At 38.2% G+C, this 22,532-nt stretch carries 31 protein-coding genes; 26 read left to right on the plus strand and 5 right to left on the minus strand.

Annotation, left to right across the window (positions count from 1 at the left end):
• The first annotated feature begins 1 nt into the window (after nt 1).
• Nucleotides 2–877 carry a hypothetical protein gene (locus H344_RS0108970; RefSeq protein WP_026810012.1) on the plus strand — a complete coding sequence of 292 codons (876 nt, stop codon included), beginning with the start codon at nt 2–4 and terminating at the stop codon, nt 875–877.
• A gap of 173 nt (nt 878–1,050) precedes the next feature.
• Here the strand turns inward: H344_RS0108970 and H344_RS0108975 are convergent, their stop codons facing one another.
• Nucleotides 1,051–2,328 carry a replication-associated recombination protein A gene (locus tag H344_RS0108975; RefSeq protein WP_026810013.1) on the minus strand — a complete coding sequence of 426 codons (1,278 nt, stop codon included), beginning with the start codon at nt 2,326–2,328 and terminating at the stop codon, nt 1,051–1,053.
• A 90-nt stretch (nt 2,329–2,418) separates the two neighbouring features.
• Between H344_RS0108975 and H344_RS0108980 the strand changes: the two genes are divergently transcribed.
• Nucleotides 2,419–3,180, plus strand: coding sequence for a rhomboid family intramembrane serine protease (locus H344_RS0108980; RefSeq protein ID WP_026810014.1), 762 nt, complete (start codon nt 2,419–2,421; stop codon nt 3,178–3,180).
• Nucleotides 3,181–3,210: 30 nt separating this feature from the next.
• Here the strand turns inward: H344_RS0108980 and rlmB are convergent, their stop codons facing one another.
• The 4 genes from rlmB to H344_RS0109000 all read right to left on the minus strand — a co-directional run bounded on the left by rlmB (nt 3,211) and on the right by H344_RS0109000 (nt 9,613).
• The gene (gene rlmB / locus H344_RS0108985) at nt 3,211–3,960 is read right to left on the minus strand and encodes a 23S rRNA (guanosine(2251)-2'-O)-methyltransferase RlmB (protein ID WP_026810015.1); all 750 of its coding nucleotides are present in this window, start codon (nt 3,958–3,960) and stop codon (nt 3,211–3,213) included.
• A 155-nt stretch (nt 3,961–4,115) separates the two neighbouring features.
• Nucleotides 4,116–5,006: a hypothetical protein gene (locus tag H344_RS0108990; protein ID WP_026810016.1), complete on the minus strand. Its 891-nt coding sequence runs from the start codon at nt 5,004–5,006 to the stop codon at nt 4,116–4,118.
• A gap of 11 nt (nt 5,007–5,017) precedes the next feature.
• Nucleotides 5,018–6,520: a SusD/RagB family nutrient-binding outer membrane lipoprotein gene (locus tag H344_RS0108995; protein WP_034256366.1), complete on the minus strand. Its 1,503-nt coding sequence runs from the start codon at nt 6,518–6,520 to the stop codon at nt 5,018–5,020.
• Between the two features lie 9 nt (nt 6,521–6,529).
• Nucleotides 6,530–9,613, minus strand: coding sequence for a SusC/RagA family TonB-linked outer membrane protein (locus H344_RS0109000; RefSeq protein ID WP_026810018.1), 3,084 nt, complete (start codon nt 9,611–9,613; stop codon nt 6,530–6,532).
• 467 nt (nt 9,614–10,080) lie between these two features.
• Between H344_RS0109000 and rpsL the strand changes: the two genes are divergently transcribed.
• From rpsL to rplO, 24 genes are all read left to right on the plus strand, one after another.
• The gene (rpsL, locus tag H344_RS0109010; RefSeq protein ID WP_026810019.1) at nt 10,081–10,455 is read left to right on the plus strand and encodes a 30S ribosomal protein S12; all 375 of its coding nucleotides are present in this window, start codon (nt 10,081–10,083) and stop codon (nt 10,453–10,455) included.
• Between the two features lie 38 nt (nt 10,456–10,493).
• Complete coding sequence (gene rpsG, locus H344_RS0109015; RefSeq protein ID WP_026810020.1) at nt 10,494–10,970, plus strand: 30S ribosomal protein S7; 477 nt, start codon at nt 10,494–10,496, stop codon at nt 10,968–10,970.
• 9 nt (nt 10,971–10,979) lie between these two features.
• On the plus strand, nt 10,980–13,106 hold the full coding sequence (fusA, locus tag H344_RS0109020; RefSeq protein ID WP_026810021.1) for an elongation factor G: 2,127 nt from the start codon (nt 10,980–10,982) through the stop codon (nt 13,104–13,106).
• Between the two features lie 11 nt (nt 13,107–13,117).
• Nucleotides 13,118–13,423, plus strand: a complete 306-nt coding sequence (gene rpsJ, locus H344_RS0109025) for a 30S ribosomal protein S10 (RefSeq protein ID WP_010230113.1) — start codon at nt 13,118–13,120, stop codon at nt 13,421–13,423.
• Between the two features lie 155 nt (nt 13,424–13,578).
• Complete coding sequence (rplC, locus tag H344_RS0109030; protein ID WP_026810022.1) at nt 13,579–14,196, plus strand: 50S ribosomal protein L3; 618 nt, start codon at nt 13,579–13,581, stop codon at nt 14,194–14,196.
• A complete protein-coding gene (gene rplD, locus H344_RS0109035; protein WP_026810023.1) occupies nt 14,196–14,825 on the plus strand; it encodes a 50S ribosomal protein L4 in 630 nt (209 codons plus the stop codon). The genes rplC and rplD overlap by 1 nt, the downstream gene beginning before the upstream one ends.
• A 7-nt stretch (nt 14,826–14,832) precedes the next feature.
• On the plus strand, nt 14,833–15,123 hold the full coding sequence (gene rplW / locus H344_RS0109040) for a 50S ribosomal protein L23 (RefSeq protein WP_026810024.1): 291 nt from the start codon (nt 14,833–14,835) through the stop codon (nt 15,121–15,123).
• Between the two features lie 9 nt (nt 15,124–15,132).
• Complete coding sequence (gene rplB, locus H344_RS0109045) at nt 15,133–15,957, plus strand: 50S ribosomal protein L2 (RefSeq protein WP_026810025.1); 825 nt, start codon at nt 15,133–15,135, stop codon at nt 15,955–15,957.
• Nucleotides 15,958–15,970: 13 nt separating this feature from the next.
• Nucleotides 15,971–16,249 carry a 30S ribosomal protein S19 gene (gene rpsS / locus H344_RS0109050; RefSeq protein WP_026810026.1) on the plus strand — a complete coding sequence of 93 codons (279 nt, stop codon included), beginning with the start codon at nt 15,971–15,973 and terminating at the stop codon, nt 16,247–16,249.
• A 6-nt stretch (nt 16,250–16,255) separates the two neighbouring features.
• The gene (rplV, locus tag H344_RS0109055; protein WP_026810027.1) at nt 16,256–16,663 is read left to right on the plus strand and encodes a 50S ribosomal protein L22; all 408 of its coding nucleotides are present in this window, start codon (nt 16,256–16,258) and stop codon (nt 16,661–16,663) included.
• 10 nt (nt 16,664–16,673) lie between these two features.
• Nucleotides 16,674–17,396: a 30S ribosomal protein S3 gene (rpsC, locus tag H344_RS0109060; protein ID WP_026810028.1), complete on the plus strand. Its 723-nt coding sequence runs from the start codon at nt 16,674–16,676 to the stop codon at nt 17,394–17,396.
• A 21-nt stretch (nt 17,397–17,417) separates the two neighbouring features.
• Complete coding sequence (gene rplP, locus H344_RS0109065; protein WP_026810029.1) at nt 17,418–17,837, plus strand: 50S ribosomal protein L16; 420 nt, start codon at nt 17,418–17,420, stop codon at nt 17,835–17,837.
• A 17-nt stretch (nt 17,838–17,854) separates the two neighbouring features.
• Nucleotides 17,855–18,046: a 50S ribosomal protein L29 gene (gene rpmC / locus H344_RS0109070; protein ID WP_026810030.1), complete on the plus strand. Its 192-nt coding sequence runs from the start codon at nt 17,855–17,857 to the stop codon at nt 18,044–18,046.
• 13 nt (nt 18,047–18,059) lie between these two features.
• The gene (gene rpsQ / locus H344_RS0109075; protein ID WP_026810031.1) at nt 18,060–18,317 is read left to right on the plus strand and encodes a 30S ribosomal protein S17; all 258 of its coding nucleotides are present in this window, start codon (nt 18,060–18,062) and stop codon (nt 18,315–18,317) included.
• A gap of 2 nt (nt 18,318–18,319) precedes the next feature.
• The gene (rplN, locus tag H344_RS0109080) at nt 18,320–18,688 is read left to right on the plus strand and encodes a 50S ribosomal protein L14 (RefSeq protein ID WP_026810032.1); all 369 of its coding nucleotides are present in this window, start codon (nt 18,320–18,322) and stop codon (nt 18,686–18,688) included.
• A 13-nt stretch (nt 18,689–18,701) separates the two neighbouring features.
• Complete coding sequence (rplX, locus tag H344_RS0109085; protein ID WP_026810033.1) at nt 18,702–19,016, plus strand: 50S ribosomal protein L24; 315 nt, start codon at nt 18,702–18,704, stop codon at nt 19,014–19,016.
• 2 nt (nt 19,017–19,018) lie between these two features.
• A complete protein-coding gene (gene rplE, locus H344_RS0109090; protein ID WP_026810034.1) occupies nt 19,019–19,570 on the plus strand; it encodes a 50S ribosomal protein L5 in 552 nt (183 codons plus the stop codon).
• A gap of 1 nt (nt 19,571) precedes the next feature.
• Nucleotides 19,572–19,841 carry a 30S ribosomal protein S14 gene (gene rpsN, locus H344_RS0109095; RefSeq protein ID WP_026810035.1) on the plus strand — a complete coding sequence of 90 codons (270 nt, stop codon included), beginning with the start codon at nt 19,572–19,574 and terminating at the stop codon, nt 19,839–19,841.
• Between the two features lie 65 nt (nt 19,842–19,906).
• On the plus strand, nt 19,907–20,305 hold the full coding sequence (rpsH, locus tag H344_RS0109100) for a 30S ribosomal protein S8 (protein WP_026810036.1): 399 nt from the start codon (nt 19,907–19,909) through the stop codon (nt 20,303–20,305).
• Between the two features lie 20 nt (nt 20,306–20,325).
• Nucleotides 20,326–20,868 carry a 50S ribosomal protein L6 gene (gene rplF / locus H344_RS0109105; RefSeq protein WP_026810037.1) on the plus strand — a complete coding sequence of 181 codons (543 nt, stop codon included), beginning with the start codon at nt 20,326–20,328 and terminating at the stop codon, nt 20,866–20,868.
• An 11-nt stretch (nt 20,869–20,879) separates the two neighbouring features.
• Nucleotides 20,880–21,236: a 50S ribosomal protein L18 gene (gene rplR, locus H344_RS0109110; protein ID WP_026810038.1), complete on the plus strand. Its 357-nt coding sequence runs from the start codon at nt 20,880–20,882 to the stop codon at nt 21,234–21,236.
• A gap of 7 nt (nt 21,237–21,243) precedes the next feature.
• Complete coding sequence (gene rpsE, locus H344_RS0109115) at nt 21,244–21,768, plus strand: 30S ribosomal protein S5 (protein ID WP_026810039.1); 525 nt, start codon at nt 21,244–21,246, stop codon at nt 21,766–21,768.
• Nucleotides 21,769–21,881: 113 nt separating this feature from the next.
• Nucleotides 21,882–22,061, plus strand: coding sequence for a 50S ribosomal protein L30 (gene rpmD / locus H344_RS0109120; RefSeq protein WP_026810040.1), 180 nt, complete (start codon nt 21,882–21,884; stop codon nt 22,059–22,061).
• 13 nt (nt 22,062–22,074) lie between these two features.
• Complete coding sequence (rplO, locus tag H344_RS0109125) at nt 22,075–22,527, plus strand: 50S ribosomal protein L15 (RefSeq protein WP_026810041.1); 453 nt, start codon at nt 22,075–22,077, stop codon at nt 22,525–22,527.
• Nucleotides 22,528–22,532 lie beyond the last annotated feature (5 nt).

The following is a 22,532-nucleotide window of genomic DNA, read 5'->3' on the forward strand; positions in this document are numbered from 1 at the left end:
CATGAAAAAAATATTAGTATCCTTCCTTCTTTTAAGTTGCTATTTAGGAATGTCTCAAGCAGAATTAAACAACTATAAATATATTATTGTTCCGGTTAAGTTTGAGGCTTTTAAGGAGGAGAATCAACATCAGACGAGTACATTAATTAAATATATATTAACTCAGAATGGGTTTAATGCGGTATATGACAATGCCTTGCCAGAAGATTTATTAAGCAATAGGTGTTTAGGGCTTTTATTGGCTCTACATGACGATTCTTCCATGTTTACAACTAAACTTAATCTTAGTTTAAAAGATTGTCAGTCGCAAGAAATATTTGTAACCCAGGAGGGGAGAAGTAAGGAAAAGGACTTTAAAGAGGCTTATTCTGGAGCTATTAAAGAAAGTCTTCAATCTTTATCGGGTGAAGGGTACCGCTATGAGCCTAGTAGTTCTACAGCTCCTTTAATAGTTAGCTATAAAGATGATGTAAAGAGAATTCCTCAAACCGCAACTCAGGATACAAAAAAGAATACCCCTACGCCAATTGTGCAGCAAAAAGCCACACCAGAGAATCAATCATTTAAAGATATGTCACCTGTACCCTCAGACTATGTTCAAGAAGATGTATCGTTTGCCTCAGATGCTAAGGAGGTTATGGATGTAGTGGAAAGTGACGTCCTATATGCACAGGCCATAACTAATGGATATCAGTTGGTAGACAGTACTCCTAAAATAGTTATGACCCTACAACAAACTAGTTTCAGTAATTTTTATTTTGCCAAGCCTAATTGGCAGGAGGAAAGTGGAATTTTATTTAAAAAAGGAGGGAATTGGATTTTTGAATATTATGACGGAAACGAATTGGTCAACAAAAAAATGAATATTAAATTTTAAGCATTATTAATGCTGAAAGACATCTAGATGCTAACTGCGAAATCCCTTTTGGGAGTAATGTTGTAGTTAGTAGTTTTATGCAGGAATGTGCTGTTCTTCTCTGAGGTTTGGCTTTATATAATTAAGACTAAGTGGTCGATGGTGGCATCTCTGCACTAGGAAGACTCTAAATGCTACATGTTATACTTGTCTTTCCATCGGTTCTTTAAAAACTCTTTAATGGCTTTTTCCCGTTGGTTGTTGCCTGGACTATAAAAACTAGTCCCTTTTAGTTCATCGGGCATAAACTCTTCCTCAACAAAATTATTGGCATAGTCATGAGCGTATTTATATTCTTGTCCGTATCCAAGATCCTTCATAAGTTTAGTTGGAGCATTACGCAATTTTAGGGGGACGGAGAGATCTCCTGTTTGTTTTACGGTTTGTTGCGCTTTGTTAATAGCCATATAACTTGCGTTACTTTTTGGAGAGGTGGCAAGGTATATTACGCATTGACTAAGTATTATTCTAGCTTCTGGATAACCAATTGTAGTTACGGCCTGAAAGGTGGTATTGGCGATTACCAAAGCTGTAGGGTTGGCAATGCCTATATCCTCAGAGGCAGCTATAATTAATCTTCGGGCAATAAATTTTACATCCTCCCCACCTTCAATCATTCTGGCAAGCCAATAAACAGCAGCATTGGGGTCGCTCCCCCGGATAGATTTTATAAAGGCAGATATAATATCGTAATGTTGCTCTCCAGTTTTATCGTATAGAACAGTATTCTGTTGAACTTTGCTTAGTACTAACTCATCGGTAATAGTAACGTCATCAGTAGCTTCAGAATTAATGATAAGCTCAAAGATATTTAATAGCTTTCTACCATCCCCTCCAGAGAGTCTAAGTAGTGCTTCGGTTTCCTTGAGGTGTATGGTTTTCTTTTTTAGATACGTATCTAGTTCCATAGCCCTTCTTAATAAGGCTATCAAATCTTCTTTACCAAACGGATTTAAAATATAAACCTGACACCTAGATAATAAAGCAGGAATTACTTCAAAACTGGGGTTCTCTGTAGTAGCACCGACCAAAGTTACCCAGCCTTTTTCAACAGCTCCTAGAAGAGAATCTTGTTGTGATTTGCTAAATCTATGAATCTCATCTATAAATAGTATAGGGTTTTTGGTAGTAAATAACCCCCCACTTTGCTTAGCCTTATCTATAACCTCCCTAATGTCTTTTACGCCACTGCTTATGGCGCTTAGAGTATAGAAAGGTCTTCCACTTTCTTCTGCAATTATATTAGCCAGGGTTGTTTTTCCTGTACCAGGAGGACCCCATAAAATTAAAGAAGGGAGAATACCTTTTTTAATCTGATTGGTAAGAGATCCTTTTTCTCCTACCAAATGATGTTGACTTATGTAATCTTCTAATGTTTTGGGGCGTACCCTTTCTGCAAGTGGTTCGTTCATAACGGCAAAAATAAGATATTTATATAGATGACAATTTATCCGAAATTGGAAACATGGCTAGAATGTTGATTAAATATTTATATTTCAGGTATGACAGAGAATTCATATTTTAAGTTTTCAAATTCGGTTATAATATTACCGCTTCTTACTGTACTTATCATTTGGACGGTTTTTTTTATAGAGCTAAAACTGCAAGTTAATCTAAATCAGTACGGAATCTATCCTAGGAGTTTAAACGGGTTAAGAGGTGTTGTTTTAAGTCCTTTTATACACGCTTCTGTAGATCATCTTTATAATAACACTATTCCGATTGCAATCCTTACAGCTGCTCTAGTTTATTTTTATAGGGGGATTGCGTTTAAGGTGTTATTAATTGGAGTGCTATTATCAGGACTTATTACCTGGTTAATCGGCAGGCCTAGCTACCATATTGGGATGAGTGGGGTAATTTATGTTTTGGTGAGCTTTATATTTTTTAAAGGCGTTTTATCTAAGCATTATAGATTAGTGGCACTTTCATTTATAGTTGTATTTATCTATGGGAGTATGTTGTGGTATATTTTTCCTGTTAAAGAAGGTATTTCTTGGGAGGGGCATTTGGGGGGATTCTCAACCGGATTGCTATTGGCCCTCACACTACGCGCCTCATTACCTAAGCCTAAAAAGTACGATTGGGAAAGGGAGGACTATAATGAGGAGGAGGATGAATTCCTAAAGCATTTTGATGAAAATGGGAACTTCATTGAGTCGCCCAAGGAAGAGCCAGAACAGGATTTAGATCAGCCGCGAATATTTTATCACTATAAGAAAATAGAAAAAGAGGACCTCAAAGATGATGAGGCCCCAAATTAATTTACTTCTATGGTAAATAACTAAATATCTTTATTTGGAAAGTGTATCCTGACGCTGCCTAACCACTTCGTATAAGAAAACCCCGCAGGCAACCGATACGTTTAACGAGCCTATACTTCCTAACATCGGCAGTTTTGCCAAATGGTCGGATGCTTTTAATATTGAGGGAGATATTCCCAAGTCCTCTGATCCCATAATGATAGCTGTGGGAGAGGTAAATGATACGTCATAAATAGTGTTGTCTGTTTTCTCAGTAGCTGCAACCACCTGAACTCCTGAAGCCTGTAAAAAGAATACGGCGTCTTTTATATGGTCTACCTTGGCAATAGGTACTCTAAATGCTGCTCCGGCCGATGTTTTTATAGTATCAGCGGTTACAGGTGCAGCGCCTCTTTTTTGTATTATAATTCCATCTACTCCCGTGCATTCAGCGGTACGGATTATAGCTCCAAAATTACGTACATCAGAAAGTTGGTCCAGTAAGAGGAATAATGGTGCCTTCTCTTTTTCCGTTACATTAGCTACCATTTCTTCAATGGAAAGAAAGCTAATAGGGGAGATATTGGCTACAACACCTTGATGATTGTTCTTGGTGAGTCTATTGAGTTTTTCAACAGGAACATAGGAAGCGATAATGCCATTTTTTCTTAACAGTGTCTCTAATTCCCGGGAGAGATCGCCTTTTAATCCTTTTTGGATAAAGACTTTATCTATGGGTTCGTTGGCGTTGATGGCTTCGATAACTGCTCTAATGCCATAAATTTGGGTTGATTTTTCCATTGATGCAAATATATGTTAAATGAACCTTTGAAAAGTTATTCTACTTAATTTAATATTTTTTGATGTTTTGGGAAGGTAGGACGAAATTGTTAGAATATAAAAAAGTCGTCTAAAATTAATTTTAGACGACTTTTTAAAAATTACTGTATTGTTGATTAATTCCTAACCAATTTTTGCAAAAATTCACGAGTTGCTCCTGCACCTCTGAAATAACCAGTGGTTAGTTCTATTGTGTGATGACCATCAGCTTTTAAAGTTGCTTTATTGGTCTCATCAGTACAAGGTACTAGCTCAAATTTTCCGCCAGCACAGGTCATGATTGGAGAACCATTAAGTAAAGTGGGAGTGCCATCGGGATCTTTATCTAAGACTGTAATAACACCTGTGTCCTCATCTACGGTAAAATAAAAATCATTTCCATCGGGCCAAAAAGCAATACCTTCATGTCTGTATAGTCCTGGAGCTATAGCTGCAACTACAAATGTTCTTCCAGCATAACTGGAAATAAAACTCCCAGAGTTCCAGTATTCGCCCACTTCTACAGTGTAAGTTCCTGCTAAGGTGTTAGAATCTAGCGCCTTTAGGGTGATAGCTGTACTGTTCACATCGGACACTGATTCTGATGAACTTGTAATTTCTAAAACGATATCCTTAAATTCAAAAGGAACTAAATTTCCGGTTAGGATCTTTATACTTGCAACTACAGAAGTTTGACCTGCGGGAATAGTGTAGGTGGTTGAATTTAATTCGAACTCTTCACCTTCCTTAGCTTCCGAGTCGGGACTAGTTGCAATAGTAACTTCCACATCTCTATCTAATGGCACATTTTTTCCGCCAAAAAACGTGATAGGAACTTCATAATCAATAGGAGTGTTTTCTGGATCCTTAATGATATTTAGTTCTGTCTTAGTTTTCTCGAATTGAGCCAAAATAGGGCCTTGCCCAAAATCGGTTTCATCTTGATCTAGTATGGCATCACATGAGACCATAAACATAGCGGCAATGGCGAGTGCTAGATAATTTAATTTATATGTTATATTTTTCATCGTATGATATTTTATTTCCAAAATGGATTACTAGTAAAGGCGTCACCAACATTTTGCGTAGGAACATTGTCTTTGTTTCTGGCAACTTCAGATGCTGGGTATAAAAGTCTTACAGGGCGTACACCGTCTGATTCTACTGGGATAGGTAAATCTGCTGGGAAACCTGTCCTTGTTTTCTCAATCCACAATTCAATAGAAGAAGTGCTGTTTAAAGCCACCCATTTTTGGGTGATTATCGCTTCAATTTTATCAGTTGATGAATCCCAATTAACATTAATTAAATCTTGAGTATAGTAGCTTTCGGCAGAATCCTCAGGATCTTCAACACCTAGGTAAACATAAGACTCTGTAATAGCCTCTTGGTATAATTCCTTAGCAGCGGCATCTCCTCCAGGGATATAGCCTCTAACAATTGCTTCAGCCTGAAGAAGTAAGCTTTCAGTAAGTAACATAATTGGTTGGTCTTGATCTGCGCTTCTAAGAAGGCCTGGACCTACTTTTGAAAGATCATTACTAGTAAATCCACTTCCTGGGAGAACTGTAGATTGAGGAGCCCCTTTAAAGGCACCACCGGATTGTGCAGGAGCATATATTCTAGACAAACGATCATCATTGGTGTCTACTAAGAAGTCCAAAGCATAATCACTAGCTACTGTAAAGTCACCTCTATCAGTTTGTGAATTGGTGTTTACATTTCGGAAATAACCGTAAAATGGACTTTGCTTATCGCTAGCATCAGAATACCCAGGATTGGCATTAACATCAGATTGGATATAGCCAGCGCCATTAGCGTTGATTAATGCAATTTGATCCTTGATGTAGCTGTCTTGTCCTGTGTTACTCAATCTAACCAACATTCTAAGTTTAATAGTGTTGGCAAAGGCAGCCCATTCATCCATATGTCCGCCAAATATAATGTCCTGAGAACCTGGATCCTCAGCACCTTCAGGCATATTTAATGCTAGGTTAGCTGCTTGGGTTAAAGCATCAATATTAGCTTTGTACACCGTTTCTGCATCATCATATTTTGGAGTGGTGTTTGCTCCTCTTTGGTTAGCCTCGGTATAAGGTACATCTCCATAAAGATCAACCAAATACTGGTATTGAAACCCTTTTAGAGTAGCTGAAATAACCTTATACGCACTATAATCTATAGCGCCTGCAGGGTCTTCATAGGTTTCTATATAAGTAAGGTTTTTAAAGATATCCACATAACTAGTCTCAAAAATGGTAGAGAAAAAGTTTGTGGTAACATTATATCTAGCGAAATCTGCATTGGCAGACCAGTTAGATGGTGTAGCCCAATTATAGGCCATAAATTGACCTAAGTAGGTCATAGATCTAGCATTTAAATTAGCTAGACTAGCCTGTGCCACCGGCAATGTTAGTTGTGGTGTAGAAATAGGAGGATCATTAGGGTTGTCATTGACATCCAAGTAGTCGCTACAACTTACGGCTCCTACTAAGATAGAGAGCAGTAATATAGTAGATTTTATAAATGGTATTTTTTTCATGATTTTTTTTTAAAAAGTTACAGATAAGTTTAAACCAAACTGTCTAGTCGGTGGAGTCTGGGACTGTGTACCAACTCCTATAGCGTTTCCAGTAGTAAAGTTAAATTCTGGATCGGTATAGACATTGTCCTTTGGTCTTAAAGTTAAAAGGTTACGTCCGTACAAACCAATGGTTAAGTTATCTACTCCTATTTGCTCCAAAACTTTTTGGTTTAAAGAATAGGATAAAGAAACTTCCCTTAATTTAAGGGTGGTCGCATCTGTTACATAATTTTCTTTTACATCGTTATACGAATCCCAGAAAGCATTACCTCCACCAGAAGTTAATCTGTTGGTATTAGCTACGTAGCCACCAGATCCATCGGAATACGAAGAATTAGGGAATACAAAAGGTTGTCTACCGGCAGTAGCGCTATGTTTTGTTAATCCTGTAAATTCTAAGGCATTTACAATATCGTTGAAGAATACGTGTCCAGTTCTGTAATCTGCTACAGCGTATAAACTCCAATTCTTATATTTAATATTACTGTTTAATCCAATGATGTAATCTGGAGATGTTTTTCCTTGAATTTGGTTTTGACTATCCTGAATAGGATCTCCATCGTCACCTACGATAATGCGGCCTTGAGGGTCTCTTAGATATGCAGTTGTTCTGATCTGCGGATAAGGCTCACCTACTTTAGCGATAATTTGCGCGGTAGAAAACCCTCCTATGTCTAACTCATCTACACCATCAGCTAGGGTAATTACTTTAGACTTGTATCCAGAATAATTAACTCCTAGATCCCATTTAAAATTAGTAGATCTCAGTAAGGTACCTTTTACGTCTAACTCTATACCCTTGTTTTCAATTTCACCAATGTTTATTAAGCTACTAGAAGCTCCAGAAGCTAACGACACGTTTACAGGGATAATCTGATCAGTAGAATTGGTTTTGTATGCGGTAGCATTAATATTTAACCTGCTTCTAAACATACTTAATTCTATTCCCGCTTCTGTAGAAGTAGTGAATTCCGGATTTAAGTTAGGATCTGGATCTCTAGAAGATTGTGATAATCCTACTGTGGATCCGTAAGGGAAGTTTGCAGGGGCGAAAAATGTACCCGCTGTGGCATAAATTCCTGGGTCATTACCAGTTTTGGTAACGTTTACGTTAGCCTTAAGGTAATTAATCCCTCTATCGTTTACTATCCCTGGGAAGGCATCGGTAGCTACAAAAGATAGTCCGGCTCCTGGATAAAAGAAAGATCTATTATCTTCAGGAAGAGTAGAAGACCAGTCATTTCTAGCAGTAACGTTTAGGAAAAGATAATTTTTAAAACCTAAGGTCCAATCTGCATAAACACCAATCTTACGGTAGTTTTGACTTTCCTCAAAACCTCCAAGGTCACCAGTTCTGGTAGACACATTGTAAAAATCTGGGATAATAAGGTCGCTTCCATCTACACCCACTTCTTTAAAAGTAGTAAGTCTAGTATTGGTACCTAATGTAAGGTTAGTAGAAAAGCTTTCTGAAATGTCTTTGTTGAATTGCAATAAGAAGTCATTATTAAACCTAGTAGAGTTACTCATTCTATCTGCGGTTCTTGCTCCATATTCATCCATTTCCGAATAAACATTTTCTAAGTGGAAGGCATAGGTGTAAGCACCAAATTCTCTTTTAAAAGACTCTGTTCCACCTGTAAACCCTGTGTTTAACGAAGCTGTTAACCAATCGGTTATTTTGTAATCAACACTGGTTAGGATGTTGAATTCTTGATAATCGGTTTTCTCTCTTTGGGTGTCAACTATGAAGTAAGGGTTTTCATAAAAACGGAAGAAAGATACTTCGTTTCTGGTAAACTTTCCAGTTCTCCAGTTTTTTAGTTGCTCCATGGGTAGGTGTAACGGAGTGTTTAAAACATTCCAATAAACAGGCCTATTTTGGCGTCCGCCATTTCCTACTAAGTTAGCATGGGATCTAAAGAAAGATAGGTTACCACCTACTTTTAATCGGTTATACTCTTTAGAAGCTTTTAATCGAACATTGGTTCTGTTATACTTGTCGTTGGGAACAGTTCCTGTTGTATTGGTTTGATCTAATGAAAGTAAGAAATCACTAGTTTCATCACCACCACTTAAGGTAATACCATGACGGGCAGTAGATCCAGTATTAAAGAAATTTTTGTGATTGTTTTTAATGGGGCTATAAGGCACTTGCCAAACAGATCCATCGTCTAAAGTTTCACTAGCGTCTATAAGTCGACCGTCATATCTTGGTCCCCAAGCTACATTTTCTAGTGGCCAAAGTGTTCCATCTGGAAATCCACCGACACCAAATTGATCCTGTAGTTCTGGTAAATAAGACACGGTTTCTACTTGGTAAGAAGTAGAGTAAGTTGCAGCAAGTTTACCTTTACCTTTTTTGGTGGTAATAAGAACAACTCCATTGGCAGCATCAGACCCGTACAATGCAGAAGCATTAGCTCCCTTAAGTACAGAAATGTTATCTATATCATTTGGGTTAATACGATCTAAAACCCCTCTAGAAGAAGGGAAACCGTCTACTACTATAAGAGCTTGGTTGTTTCCTAATAGAGACCGGTTACCTCTTAAAACAACCCTTGTAGATGGGTTAGCGCCGTTGTTTACTGTGTTAATTTGAAGTCCAGATACTTTACCAACCATCGCAGTGGCAACGTTAACTGCTTTGGTTTTCGTTACTTCATCACTGTCTAGTTTAGAAACGGAATAGGAAAGCTCTCTTGGCTTTCTTTCTATCCCCAGTGCGGTAACTACTACTTCTTCTAGGGCCTGAGCATCCTCTGTCATTTGAACATCAACTCTGTTTCCAGAACCAATAAGCTTGGTAACAGTAGATTGACCAATGTAAGTGAATACTAAAGTTTGTCCCTCTTGACCCGCAATAGAGTAATTTCCGTCAAAGTCGGTTTGCGTGCCAGTAGTGGTTCCTTGCACTAGGATATTTACTCCAGGGAGGGGGAGACCATCTTGGTCCGTAACCGTACCTGAAATCGTTTTGTCCTGTGCGAAAGCAAAATGCACAGTCAACACCAGAAATAGTGTTAAGATTCCATTTAGTTTTGTTTTCATTTTATTATAATTTGAATTAGTTGACCGTAAAAATCTTAAAATTAAGTTAATGAAAAAAATTAATTCTATTAAATCTTTAGTTTATTTTGTAAAAGTTTATAGAAAGGCTGCTTTTGTTGGGAAAAGTTGAATTTTAAGACTTTTATAATTTTAATTGTTAATGTATAAGGCGATTGGTTTCCCTAAAGAGGTGGAAAGTGGGTTTTTATAGGATTGTGGGTTCAAATGTTGCCTGGTAGATTGTTTAGGTCATTTTGTTATAGTTGTGGGTTTGGGGTTAATTGGGAAATTAATTCTTAGGCTTGTTGACTCTCAACGGTGGTTTTTTGTGTGTTTTTAGATGCAAAAGCTTGATATTCAAAAAAAAATATGAAAAAAAACTCCATAGGATTTGAATTATTCTGGATTATCCTTACATTTGCCAGCCCTTAAAAAGAGGGGATTAAGTTTTATTATACATATATAGTATGCCAACAATTTCACAATTAGTACGAAAAGGAAGAGTCACTATTACTAAGAAGAGTAAATCGGTTGCTTTGGATTCGTGCCCTCAAAGAAGAGGTGTTTGTACGCGTGTTTATACTACTACTCCGAAAAAGCCAAACTCTGCAATGCGTAAGGTTGCAAGGGTTAGGTTAACTAACGGAAAAGAAGTGAACGCTTACATACCTGGAGAGGGGCACAATTTACAAGAGCACTCGATAGTATTAGTAAGGGGCGGAAGGGTAAAAGATTTGCCAGGAGTTAGGTATCACATCGTTAGAGGTGCTTTGGATACAGCAGGTGTTGCTGGAAGAGCTCAACGTAGATCTAAGTATGGTGCAAAACGCCCTAAGAAGTAAGATAGGGTTTCCCTATCCAAACAATTAAATGAGAAGAAATGAGAAAAAAGCAGGCAAAAAAGAGGCCACTTTTACCGGATCCAAGGTATAATGACCAATTGGTGACACGTTTTGTGAACATGATGATGTGGGACGGTAAAAAATCAACAGCCTTTAAGGTGTTCTACGATGCAATGGATATCGTAGAGGAGAAAAAGACCGACGAGGAGAAAACAGCCTTGGAGTTGTGGAAAGATGCATTATCTAATGTAATGCCACACGTAGAGGTTAGAAGTAGGAGAGTTGGAGGGGCAACCTTTCAGATCCCAATGCAAATTAGGCCAGATCGTAAGATTTCAACGGCTATGAAGTGGCTTATTAGCTATTCAAGAAAAAGAAACGAAAAAGCAATGTCTTTAAAATTGGCTTCCGAAATTTTAGCGGCCGCCAAAGAAGAAGGTGCAGCGGTTAAGAAAAGAGTTGATACTCATAAAATGGCCGAAGCAAACAAGGCTTTCTCTCACTTTAGATTTTAATAAGAGCAAATGGCAAGAGATTTAGAATTAACAAGGAATATAGGTATCGCAGCGCATATTGATGCTGGAAAAACAACAACCACCGAGAGGATTCTTTTTTATACGGGGGTTAACCATAAGCTTGGGGAGACTCATGAAGGTTCTGCAACAATGGACTGGATGGAGCAAGAGCAGGAGAGAGGGATTACAATTACCTCTGCTGCAACCACTTGTGATTGGCAATTTCCAATGGAGAATGCGCAGGTTTTAGAGGATACAAAGTCTTACCATTTTAACATTATTGATACTCCTGGTCACGTTGACTTTACAGTGGAGGTTAACCGTTCGTTAAGGGTTCTTGATGGATTGGTTTTTCTTTTTAGTGCAGTTGATGGTGTGGAGCCGCAGTCTGAAACTAACTGGAGGTTAGCTGATAATTATAAAGTGCCACGTATTGGTTTCGTGAATAAAATGGACCGTCAGGGTGCTAACTTTTTGAATGTTAACAAGCAGGTTAAGGAGATGTTGGGGTCTAATGCGGTGCCAATTGTTTTGCCAATAGGTGATGAGGCTGATTTTAAAGGGATCGTTGATCTTGTTAAGAATAGAGCTGTTATATGGCATGAAGAGAATTTCGGATCTACTTTTGATGTAGTTGATATTCCTGCTGATATGGTAGATGAGGTTAAGGAGTATAGAGCGAAGCTTATTGAAGCGGTTGCAGAGTACGACGAAAACCTTATGGAGAAGTTCTTTGAGGATGAGGATTCAATTTCGGAGGATGAGGTTCATGCTGCTTTAAGAGCTGCCGTTATGGATATGAGTATTATCCCTATGGTATGCGGTTCTTCTTTTAAGAATAAAGGAGTTCAGTTCTTATTGGATGCAGTATGTAGATACTTGCCTTCTCCAATGGATAAAGAAGGTATAGTTGGGGTTAACCCAGAAACAGGAAAAGAAGAAAAGCGTAGGCCAGACGTAAAGGAGCCATTTGCGGCACTTGCGTTTAAAATTGCTACTGACCCATTCGTTGGACGTTTAGCATTCTTTAGAGTTTATTCTGGTCGTTTAGATGCTGGTTCTTATATTTTGAATAATCGTTCTGGTAAGAAAGAGCGTATTTCAAGAATTTATCAGATGCACTCTAACAAGCAAAATGCGATAGATTTTATCGAGGCTGGTGATATTGGTGCTGCAGTTGGATTTAAGGATATTAAGACTGGTGATACTATGTCTGCTGAAAAGCATCCTATTATTTTGGAAAGTATGGATTTCCCTGATCCCGTTATCGGTATCGCAGTGGAGCCAAGAACCAAAGCGGATGTGGATAAGTTAGGTATGGCATTGGCTAAATTGGCTGAAGAAGATCCTACCTTCCAGGTAAAGACAGATGAGGCTTCAGGGCAGACAATCGTTTCTGGAATGGGTGAGCTTCACTTAGATGTTATTGTAGATCGTCTTAAGCGTGAGTTTAAGGTTGATGTAAATCAAGGTGAGCCTCAGGTTGAGTACAAGGAAGCTCTTACTGCTACAGCGAATCACAGAGAGGTTTATAAGAAACAGTCTGGTGGTCGTGGTAAGTTTGCTGATATTGTATTTACAATGGGACCTGGAGAAGAAGGTAAAGATGGTCTTGAGTTTGAAAACAATATTAAAGGAGGTAACATTCCTAAGGAATATATCCCAGCTGTAGAGAAAGGCTTTAAAGAGGCTATGAAGAATGGTCCTTTGGCTGGATTCGAAATGGATAGTATGAAGGTAACCTTAAGTGATGGTTCTTTCCATGCTGTGGATTCCGATTCACTATCTTTTGAGTTGGCTGCTAAATTAGGATACAAGGCAGCGGCTAAAGCAGCTCGTGCTGTATTAATGGAGCCAATCATGAAAATTGAGGTGTTAACACCTGAAGAAAACATGGGTGATATTGTAGGGGATCTTAACCGTAGAAGAGGTACTATCACTAGTATGGATGATAGAGCTGGAGCTAAAGTTGTTAAAGGTTCAGTGCCGTTATCAGAGATGTTTGGATATGTAACTTCTTTGAGAACGTTGTCTTCTGGTAGAGCTACTTCTACTATGGAGTTTTCTCACTACGCAGAGACGCCTTCCAATATAGCAGAGGAAGTGATAAAGAAAGCTAAGGGTATAACCGCTTAAATCTAACTAAGATGAGTCAGAAAATTAGAATCAAATTAAAATCGTACGACCACAACTTGGTAGATAAATCTGCCGAGAAGATCGTAAAAACGGTAAAGACTACAGGAGCGGTTGTAACTGGTCCGATTCCTTTGCCAACACATAAAAAAATATTTACAGTATTGCGTTCACCGCACGTAAATAAGAAAGCAAGAGAGCAATTTCAGTTGAGTTCTTATAAGCGTTTACTAGATATTTATAGCTCTTCTTCAAAAACTATTGATGCTTTAATGAAATTAGAGCTTCCTAGTGGTGTAGAAGTCGAGATAAAAGTGTAGCTTTGCAAAACTTTTTTTCACCAAAGTGGTGAGATTACATGTCCTGAGCGTTTCGCGAGGGAAAAATGGAGAAAAAATAAAATCAGGGTCGATTTATTTTTGACCCTGTTTTTGTATCAACAGGTTAGAGTATTAATTAATAATCAATTATAAATATGTCTGGGTTAATAGGTAGAAAAATAGGTATGACCAGCATCTTCGACGAGAATGGAAAGAATATTCCATGTACGGTAATTGAAGCTGGACCATGCGTAGTTACCCAAGTCAGAACCGAAGAGGTTGACGGGTATAGTGCCCTTCAGCTTGGTTTCGATGACAAGGCAGAAAAACGTGCAAATAAAGCGGCTACAGGTCACTTTAAGAAAGCAGGTGTTTCTCCTAAGAAAAAAGTCATGGAATTCCAAGATTGGGAAGGTGAATTTAAATTAGGAGACACTTTAGGTGTTGATCTATTTGAAGAAGGTGAATTTGTAGATGTTGTTGGAACATCTAAAGGTAAAGGCTTTCAGGGTGTTGTTAAAAGACATGGCTTCGGTGGTGTTGGTCAGCAAACGCACGGTCAGCATAACAGGTTAAGAGCTCCGGGATCCATTGGTGCTGCATCTGATCCTTCTAGAGTGTTTAAAGGACTGAAGATGGCAGGTAGAATGGGTAACGATAGAGTAACCGTTCAGAACCTGAGAGTATTGAAAATTGTTCCAGAAAAGAATCTTTTAGTAGTAAAAGGTTGTGTTCCTGGGCATAAGAACGCTTACGTAACTATTCAGAAGTAATGAAAGTAGCAGTTTTAGATATTAAAGGAAAAGAAACAGGTAGGGAAGTAGAGCTTTCCGATGCTGTATTCGCAATAGAACCGAACAATCATGCTGTTTATTTGGATGTTAAACAATATTTGGCACACCAAAGGCAAGGGACGCATAAATCTAAAGAGCGTGCCGAGATTGCAGGTAGTACAAGAAAAATAAAGAAACAAAAAGGTACTGGTACTGCACGTGCTGGTAGTATTAAATCTCCAGTTTTTAGGGGTGGTGGACGTATTTTTGGGCCACGACCTAAAGATTACAAGCAGAAATTGAACAAGAACCTAAAGCGTTTGGCGAGAAAATCTGCTTTTAGTATTAAATCTAAAGACAATGCAATTGTGGTTGTTGAAAATTTTGAATTTGAGGCGCCAAAGACGAAGGAATTCGTTAATGTATTGAAATCCTTAGGTTTGGAAGGGAAAAAATCTTTATTTGTATTGGGTGATAGGAATAATAACGTATATTTGTCCTCGCGCAATTTAGAAGGTTCTGAAGTTATAACTAACTCAGAATTAAGCACTTACAAAATACTTAATGCGGGAAGCGTGGTATTGACTGAGGGTGCTTTAGAAGGAATTGAAACTAACTTAACTAAATAAGTAGGCCATGAGTGTGTTAATAAAGCCAATTATTACGGAAAAAATGACAGCTGAAAGCGAATTGAACAATCGCTATGGTTTTCTTGTGGATCCTAGAGTAAACAAGATTCAAGTCAAAGAAGCAGTAGAGGCTACTTATGGCGTTACAGTTGAGAAAGTTCGAACAATGAATTATGGACCTTCACGCAAATCGCGTTACACCAAAACAGGAGTGCAACACGGGAAGACCAATGCTTATAAAAAAGCTATTGTTGATCTTGCAGAGGGAGATATTATTGATTTTTACAGTAATCTATAAAGACAAAAAATGTCAGTTAGAAAATTAAAACCAGTCACTCCAGGACAGCGTTTTAGAGTAGTAAACGGATTTGACGCCATCACTACTGATAAGCCGGAGAAAAGCTTGCTTGCTCCGATAAAAAAGTCCGGAGGTAGAAACAGTCAAGGAAAGATGACTATACGCCAAAAAGGTGGTGGTCATAAAAGAAGGTATCGTGTAATCGATTTCAAAAGGGATAAACAAGATGTTGTCGCTACAGTGAAGTCGGTTGAATACGATCCTAACAGAACAGGCTTTATTGCCTTATTATCTTACGCTGATGGCGAGAAGAGATACATTATTGCTCCAAGTGGATTACAAGTTGGGCAAGAAGTAGTTTCTGGAGCTAATGTAGCGCCAGAGATTGGAAATGCACTTCCTTTGAAATCTATTCCTTTAGGAACTGTTATTTCAGCAATAGAGCTACGTCCAGGTCAGGGAGCTGTTATGGCGAGAAGTGCCGGTACTTTTGCTCAGTTAATGGCTAAGGAAGGTAAATTTGTCACCATTAAGTTACCATCTGGAGAGACTAGATTAATCTTGTCTGAATGTATGGCGACTATAGGTGCTGTGTCTAACCACGATCATCAACTATTGGTATCTGGTAAAGCAGGTAGAAGCAGATGGTTAGGTAGAAGACCAAGGACTAGACCAGTAGCGATGAACCCAATTGATCACCCAATGGGTGGTGGTGAAGGTAGAGCTTCTGGAGGACATCCAAGATCTAGGAACGGTATCCCTGCTAAAGGGTATAGAACTCGTTCTAGGACCAAGAGTACCAACAAGTATATATTAGAACGTAGAAAGAAATAAAAAGTAGAAAGAAATGGCACGTTCATTAAAGAAAGGACCTTACGTTCACTATAGTTTGGATAAGAAAGTCCAGCAAAATGTAGAATCCGGTAAAAAGGCAGTCATTAAGACATGGTCTAGAGCATCTATGATTACTCCAGATTTTGTGGGGCAAACAATAGCAGTGCATAACGGAAAACAATTTGTTCCAGTTTTTGTAACAGAGAACATGGTGGGTCACAAATTAGGTGAATTTTCTCCTACAAGATCTTTTAGAGGTCATGCTGGAGCAAAAAATAAAGGTAAAAAGTAGTAAGCTATGGGAGTTCGAAAAAGACAAATGGCCGAAAGGATAAAAGCGGAGAAGCAACAAGTTGCATTTGCTAAATTAAATAATTGCCCTACCTCTCCTAGAAAAATGCGCTTAGTAGCGGATCTAGTAAGAGGAGTGCAGATTGAAAAAGCACTTGCTATCTTGAAGTTTAACCCTAAAGAAGCTTCTCGAAGGCTAGAGAAATTGTTATTGTCCGCAATAGCAAACTGGCAAGCCAAGAATGAAGATGCTGATATTGAGGATGCTGAGCTTTTTATAAAAGAGATCAGAGTAGATAGTGGAAGTATGTTAAAGAGACTACGTCCTGCACCTCAAGGTAGAGCGCACAGAATAAGAAAACGTTCCAACCATGTTACTTTGGTTTTGGGATCTAATAATAACACACAAAGCTAGAGCATTTAGTATGGGACAGAAAACAAATCCAATCGGAAATCGCCTAGGTATTATCAGGGGATGGGAATCTAACTGGTACGGTGGAAATGATTATGGTGATAAACTTGCCGAAGACGACAAGATTAGGAAGTATATACATGCACGTTTAGCGAAAGCGAGTGTTTCCAGAATCATCATAGAGCGTACACTTAAGTTAATTACCGTTACCATTACTACGGCTAGACCTGGTATTATTATCGGAAAAGGCGGTCAAGAGGTTGATAAATTAAAAGAGGAGCTTAAGAAAATTACTAATAAGGAGATTCAGATCAACATTTTTGAGATCAAGAGACCTGAATTAGACGCTAATCTTGTTGCGGCTAGTGTTGCTCGTCAGATTGAAAGCAGAATATCTTTTAGGAGAGCTATTAAGATGGCAATTGCTGCAGCGATGAGAATGAATGCTGAAGGAATTAAAATTCAGATTTCTGGGCGTTTGAACGGAGCTGAGATGGCAAGATCTGAGTCTTATAAAGACGGTAGAATACCTTTATCAACTTTTAGAGCAGACATTGATTATGCATTGCATGAAGCTCATACTTCTTACGGAAGATTGGGAATCAAAGTTTGGATCATGAAAGGTGAGGTTTACGGTAAGAGAGAGCTTTCTCCTTTAGTTGGTATGGCAAAGGGTCAGACTGGTGGAAAAGGTGGTAAGCACGAAGGACCGAAGAAACAACGTCGTAGAAAGTAATTTTTTAAAGAATTAAAGAAAATGTTACAGCCAAAAAGAACTAAGTACCGCAAAACGCAGAAAGGGCGTATGAAAGGGATCGCTGGAAGGGGACATCAACTTTCCAACGGTATGTTCGGGATTAAATCCTTGGATACCTCCTTCATCACATCTAGGCAAATAGAAGCAGCTCGTATCGCGGCAACTAGATATATGAAAAGGGAAGGTCAGTTGTGGATTAAAATATTTCCAGACAAGCCTATCACTAGAAAGCCTTTAGAAGTTCGTATGGGTAAAGGTAAAGGTGCCCCAGAATATTTTGTGGCTAGAGTGTTGCCAGGAAGGATAATGTTTGAAGTAGCTGGAGTTTCAATTGATGTTGCAAAAGAGGCATTACGTCTTGCAGCGCAGAAATTACCGGTTAGAACAAAATTTATTATTGCTAGGGACTATTCTGCTTAATATAATTGCAAGGAATCATGAAACAATCAGAAATTAAAGAATTATCAGTTGAAGAGCTGAAAGAAAAGAAAGCTGAATTTAAAAAGCAGTACTCTGATCTTAAAATGGCTCATTCCGTAACACCATTAGAGAATCCTTTGCTTATTAGAAGTGTGAGAAGAACGGTGGCGAGATTGGCAACTGAATTAACAAAAAGAGAATTACAATAATTGGTTCTGCTTTATGGAAAAAAGGAATTTAAGAAAAGAGAGAATAGGCGTTGTTACTAGCAACAAAATGGAGAAATCAGTAGTGGTTTCTGAAGTTAAGCGAGTAAAACACCCTATGTACGGAAAGTTCGTGTTGAGAACAAAGAAATATGTTGCGCACGATGAAAAGAACGATTGCAATATTGGCGATACTGTGAAAATAATGGAGACACGACCATTAAGTAAAACCAAATGTTGGAGATTAGTTGAAATCATAGAAAGAGCTAAATAATTATGTTACAGCAAGAATCTAGACTAAAAGTAGCGGACAATACGGGGGCAAAAGAAGTTTTGACCATTCGTGTGCTTGGAGGTACAAAAAGAAGATATGCTTCTGTTGGAGATAAAATAGTAGTTACCGTTAAGGAAGCTACTCCAAACGGAGCAATAAAAAAAGGTGCAGTTTCCACGGCGGTTGTTGTAAGAACAAAAAAAGAGGTTAGAAGACCTGACGGCTCTTATATTCGTTTTGACGATAATGCATGTGTACTTTTAAACCCTACTGGGGAGATGAGAGGTACGCGAGTATTTGGTCCTGTGGCCAGAGAACTTCGTGATAAACAGTTCATGAAAATTATATCATTGGCTCCAGAGGTGCTTTAATAAAAATAGCAAAATGGGAAAATTGAAAATAAAAACAGGGGATACCGTTAGAATTATTGCTGGAGACCACAAAGGAGTTGAAGGTAAAGTGATCAAGGTAGACCGTGAGAAGAACAAGGCAATCGTTGAAGGTGCTAATATGGTATCTAAACACGAAAAGCCAAGTGCGAACAATCCGCAAGGAGGTATCGTGAAGAAAGAGGCTCCTTTGAGCATTTCTAACCTATCCTTAATCGACCCTAAGTCGGGAGAGGCTACAAGAGTAGGATTTGAGGTAAGAGATGGTAAAAAAGTGAGGTTTTCTAAGAAATCTAAAGAAGTAATTTAGTTATGGCTTACGTTCCAAGATTAAAACAAGAATATAAAGAAAGAGTTATAAAGGCTCTTCAGGAAGAATTTGGTTACAAAAATGTAATGCAAGTTCCTAAATTAGAGAAAATTGTTGTAAGTAGGGGTGTTGGTGCCGCTGTTGCGGACAAAAAGCTTATTGACTATGCAGTGGATGAATTAACTTTAATCACTGGTCAAAAAGCAATTGCAACAAATTCTAAAAAGGACGTCGCTGCATTTAAGCTTCGTAAAGGTATGCCTATCGGGGCAAAAGTTACTTTACGTGGAGAAAGAATGTACGAGTTTTTGGATAGATTGGTTACAACTGCCCTTCCAAGGGTAAGAGATTTCCAGGGAATTAAGGCTACTGGCTTTGATGGAAGAGGTAATTATAGCCTTGGAATTGAGGAGCAAATCATTTTTCCTGAAATAAACATTGATAAAATTAATAAAATCAATGGAATGGATATTACCTTTGTAACCTCTGCGGAGACAGATAAAGAATCCAAATCATTATTAACTGAATTAGGATTACCTTTTAAAAAGAATTAGTATGGCTAAAGAATCTATGAAGGCCCGTGAGGTCAAAAGACAAAAGACCGTAGCTAAATATGCTGAAAAAAGGAAGGCTTTAAAAGAAGCTGGAGATTATGAAGCATTGCAAAGGTTGCCAAAAAATGCATCTCCTGTGCGTTTGCACAATCGTTGTAAACTTACAGGTAGACCAAGAGGTTATATGAGAACTTTTGGTGTATCTAGGGTTACCTTTAGGGAGCTTGCAAATAATGGTCTTATACCAGGTGTTAAAAAAGCTAGCTGGTAAAATAATTATAAACAGGTTGCAGGTTTAACAATAAAGTTAAAAACCGTTACCGTAAATCAATAACTATGTTCACAGATCCAATTTCGGATTACTTAACAAGAATTAGGAACGCAAGTCGTGCAGGGCACAGAGTGGTAGAAATACCTGCTTCCAATCTAAAGAAAGAAATTACTAAAATATTATTCGATCAAGGATATATTTTAAGCTACAAATTTGAGGACGATTCTACACAAGGTATTATTAAGATCGCTTTAAAGTATGATAAGTTCACAAAAGAACCTGTCATCAGAAAATTACAACGAGTGAGTAAGCCTGGACTTAGAAAATATGCTAACTCTAAGGAGTTGCCTAGAGTTCTAAATGGTCTTGGTATTGCCATCGTTTCAACTTCTCATGGGGTAATGACGAGTAAGCAAGCGAAGCTTGAGAATGCAGGTGGGGAAGTTTTATGTTATGTCTATTAATACACTAAAGATTTAGAAGAATGTCTAGAACAGGTAATAATCCAATAGCAATTCCAGAGGGAGTAACCGTAGAAGTAAAGGAAGATGTTGTTACCGTAAAAGGTAAGTTGGGGACACTTTCCCAAGAATTTTCTGGAGCAGGTGTAAAGGTAGAGGATGGTCAAATTTTTGTTACAAGACCATCAGATTCTAAGGAACATAAGGCAAAACATGGTCTTTATAGATCTTTGATATATAATATGACCCAAGGAGTTTCTAAGGGTTGGGTAAAAGAGCTTGAGTTGGTCGGTGTAGGATATCGAGCAAGTCACCAAGGTCAGAAATTAGATCTTGCATTAGGTTTCTCGCATAATATTATTTTAGATGTGGCCCCAGAGGTAAAAATAGAGACTGTCTCGGATAAAGGAAAGAATCCTATCGTGAAGCTTAGTTCCCATGATAAACAATTAGTTGGTCAAGTGGCTGCTAAAATTAGATCCTTCCGTAAGCCAGAGCCTTACAAAGGAAAGGGAATTAAATTCGTAGGAGAAGAATTAAGAAGAAAAGCTGGTAAATCAGCCTAATAATTAGGAATATGGGATTATCAAAGACTGAAAGAAAACTACGTATCAGAAGGAGGATAAGAAAAACATCCACAGGTACTGCACAAAAACCAAGGCTAGCTGTTTTTAGAAGTAATAGTGAAATATATGCTCAATTAATTGATGATGTAGCTGGAACTACTTTAGCTGCTGCTTCATCAAGAGATAAGGAATTGGCAAAATCAAAAGGATCTAAAACAGAAGTTGCGAACTTGGTAGGTAAAGCTATCGCCGAGAAAGCAAAGGAAGCCGGTATAGAATCGGTTGCTTTTGACAGAGGTGGTAATTTATACCACGGACGAGTGAAATCATTGGCCGAAGGCGCAAGGGAAGCAGGATTAAAATTCTAAGAATATTATGTACCAGAAATACAAAAACGTAGAGACTGTTAAGCCGGGAGGTTTAGAATTAAAAGATAAATTGGTAGGGATACAACGTGTTACCAAAGTTACCAAAGGTGGTAGAGCGTTCGGATTTTCCGCTATCGTTATTGTTGGAGATGAGAATGGTGTTGTAGGTCACGGTCTTGGGAAATCCAAGGAAGTCGCTACTGCTATTGCAAAAGCAATCGAAGATGCCAAAAAGAACCTTATAAGAATACCTCTTAATAAAGGAACTTTGCCACATGAGCAAAAAGGTAAATACGGTGGGGCAAGAGTATATATTCAGCCTGCTTCTGAAGGTACCGGGGTTATTGCCGGTGGTGCTGTAAGGGCCGTATTGGAATCTGTAGGGGTTCAGGATGTTTTATCTAAATCTCAAGGTTCGTCTAACCCGCATAACGTGGTGAAAGCTACCTTTGATGCACTTTTACAATTGAGAGATGCCAAAACGGTAGCTCTTCAGAGAGGTGTTTCCTTGGAAAAAGTTTTTAAAGGATAAATTTATAGTACTAAGTATTAGGTACTGGGTATTAGTTAGTATAACTGCTGCGTTTAAACAAAGCAAACTGCTGGTACTGATTACTGATTACTGAATGCTGAATACTGATAAACATGGCAAAGATTAAAGTAAAACAGGTGAGGAGCGCAATTAATAGGGCTCAAAATCAAAAGAGGACCTTAGAGGCTCTTGGCTTACGAAGAATAGGACAGGTGGTAGAACATGATGACACCCCTAATATCCTAGGTATGGTAAATAAAGTTAAACACTTAGTTTCTATTGTAGAAGCTTAAAAATTTTAGTGTTATGAATTTAAGTAATTTAAAACCTGCGGAAGGTGCAAAACAACGAGCCGGAAAAGTTGTAGGTAGAGGACAAGGTTCTGGTAAAGGTGGCACCGCAACCAGAGGACATAAAGGAGCTAAATCTAGATCTGGTTATTCTAAGAAACTTGGTTTTGAAGGGGGTCAGATGCCGTTGCAAAGACGTGTTCCTAAATTTGGCTTTACTAACATAAACCGTAAGGATTATGCTGGTATCAATCTAGATAAAATTCAAGAATTAGTAGATAAGGGAATCGCTAAGGATGCAGTTTCTTTAGATACTCTTATTGAAAATGGATTGGTCGGAAAAAACGACTTAGTTAAAATATTAGGTGGAGGGGAACTTAAGGCATCTCTTAAAGTTTCTGCACATAAATTTACTGCTACTGCAAAAGCTGCTATTGAAGCTGCAGGTGGTGAAGCAATAAGTTTATAAGTCAA

It is taken from the genome of Arenibacter latericius DSM 15913, from assembly GCF_000424985.1.
In the GTDB taxonomy this organism is placed as follows: domain Bacteria; phylum Bacteroidota; class Bacteroidia; order Flavobacteriales; family Flavobacteriaceae; genus Arenibacter; species Arenibacter latericius.